Origin of the sequence: uncultured Thiodictyon sp. (assembly GCF_903828115.1) — a bacterium.
Classification (GTDB): domain Bacteria; phylum Pseudomonadota; class Gammaproteobacteria; order Chromatiales; family Chromatiaceae; genus Thiodictyon.
On the sequence record NZ_CAIKKU010000712.1, the window covers coordinates 1 to 2,478 of the forward strand.

Below are 2,478 nucleotides of genomic sequence, written 5' to 3' on the forward strand. Positions count from 1 at the left end.
CAACGACAACGACGCCCGGTCCGTGGGAACGTCCGGTAGCTGTAGGGTACGCATCGCGTACCCGGCTCCGGCAGTCGGCGCGGCTTGGCGGGTACGCGATGCGTACCCTACGAGATGTGCGTTAACACACCAGTTCCGATCGCACCCAGCGCCCCCACCCGGGCCCCGAGCGGACGGCACCGCGACCGGCCAGCCCCCGATCCCGGCGGCCGACCACCGCAACGATGGTGCTATGCTGTGCCGCTGGTTCGGCACGCGGGAGACGTCCGCCGTGAAATTCCCCTATGGTTTGAGCGACTTCGGCACCCTGATCGAGGACGGCTACTGGTATCAGGACCGCACCGACCGGATTCCCCAATTGGAGGACGCCGGGCGGCAATTGATCTTCATCCGCCCGCGGCGCTTCGGTAAGAGCCTGCTGCTGTCGATGCTGGAGCACTATTACGACCTGAACCGGGCGGACCAATTCGACGCCCTGTTCGGGGGGCTGGCCATCGGGCGCGCGCCCACGGCCCTGCACAACCGGTTCTTTGTGATGAAGTGGGACTTCTCGCTGGTGCCGGCGCAGGGAGAGGTCGGGGCGATCAAGGCGGCGCTGCATCAGCACCTCAACGATTGCATCGTCGACTTCGCCCGGCGCTATCAGGCGCGGTTGCCCTTGGTCGTCGAGATCCATACCGAGAATGCACTGTCGTCCCTGCGCTCGGCCCTGACGGCGGTCTCCCGGACGCCCCACAAGGTCTATCTCCTCATCGACGAATACGACAACTTTGCCAATGAGGTGCTGATGGCCGGGTCCGGTCGGAGCGAGGGCCAGGGCCACTATGAATCGCTGCTCTATGGCGAGGGCCTGCTGAAGACCGTCTTCAAGGCGGTCAAGGCGGCAGCGGGTGGAATGGGGCTGGACCGGGTATTCATCACCGGGGTCTCGCCGGTGGTCTTGAGCGATATGACCAGCGGCTATAACGTCGGGGAGAACATCTATCTGGCGCCGGACTTCAACGACCTGTGCGGTTTCTCCGAGCCCGAGATCGCCACGGTGCTGGAACGACTGGCCGCCGACGGCGCGTCCTGGTCCCCCGCCGCGGCGCTGGCGACCATGCGCACCTTCTATAACGGCTATCGCTTCAGCGAGGACGGCACCGAGAGCGTCTATAATCCGACCTTGAGCCTCTATTTCCTGAAGGCGCTGAGCCGTCGGGGGCAGCCTCCGCGACAACTCCTCGACGAAAATCTGGCGATGGACCGCAACAAACTCGCCTATATCGCCCGCCTGCCCCATGGCGAGGACCTGCTGATCGCAGCCCTGAGCGGTGACGATCAGGTGGTCATTCCGCAACTGGCCCGGCGCTTCGGGGTGGAGGACATGCTGCGCGCGGTCAAGGACCAGCCCTTCATGGCCTCGCTGCTCTATTACTTCGGGGTCCTGACGCTGGCCAGCCAGGGCGCGCTCGGTCAGCTGGCGTTGAAGATCCCCAATCTGGTCGCCCGCTCACTCTATGTCGAACGGTTACGCGACCTTTGGCTCCCCGGCTACGAAGACCGCGCAACGGCGCAGGGGGTGGCGGAAACCCTTTACCTGCGCGGCGACCCCGCCCCCTTGTGCGACTTCATCGAATCACGCTATTTCCGGGTGCTGTCCAACCGCGACTACCGCTGGACCAATGAACTGCTGGTCAAGTTCGCCTTTCTCACCCTGCTGTTCGACGACCGACTCTATATGGCGGTCTCGGAATTGGAAACCGACCGAGGCTATGCGGACCTGGCGCTGATCGTGCGCCCGGACATGCGCCGCTTCCAGGCCCTGGACCTGCTGCTGGAGTTCAAATATCTGGGACTCAAGGACCTGGGGCTCTCCGGCGAGCAGGTGCGGGCGCAGCCGCGCGAGACCTTGGCGGCCCTGCCCGCGGTCGCGGCCCGGCTGGATGAGGCGGCGGCGCAGGCGCGGGTCTATGGTGCGACCCTGCGCGGGCGGCACGGGCTCGCGGATCTGCGCGCACTCGCGGTGGTGGCACTGGGGGTGGAGCGGCTGGTGTGGCGGGTGCTGTGAGTGGGGAGTGGGGAGCGCAGGCCCGCGGGGGGATCCGCCGCGGCGCCCACGGTGGTAGTGGCGATGGCGGAACCGCTGCGCGTTCCGCCCTACGGGTCACACCGCGAACGCGGTGTCGTTCTCCCCTTGCCCCTGCTATGCTGGAGAGCGAGTTCAGACCGACACAGGGCCCCCGGCCCGGAGCCAGCACCATGAACCCAGTGCCCCGTTTCGACCCCGCCGACCCCTATCCCGACAGCGACGGAGCCCCGATGGCGGAGAATACGCTGCAATTCGACTGGATCGTGAAGATCAAGGAGAACCTGGAGATCCTCTTCGCCGACCGCCCGGAGGTCTTCGTCGCCGGTGACCTCTTCTGGTACCCGGTCCAGGACCGGCGCCTCGTCGGCCCCATGGCCCCGGACGCCATGGTGGTCTTCGGCCGGCCC

At 66.3% G+C, this 2,478-nt stretch carries 1 protein-coding gene and 1 pseudogene; both read left to right on the forward strand.

From position 1 onward, the window contains the following. Window positions 1-271: 271 nt before the first annotated feature. Window positions 272-2,050, forward strand: a complete 1,779-nt coding sequence (locus QZY48_RS26735; protein ID WP_295436593.1) for an AAA family ATPase — start codon at window positions 272-274, stop codon at window positions 2,048-2,050. A 191-nt stretch (window positions 2,051-2,241) separates the two neighbouring features. Further along, window positions 2,242-2,478, forward strand: a pseudogene (locus QZY48_RS26740) (Uma2 family endonuclease); the annotation flags it as partial.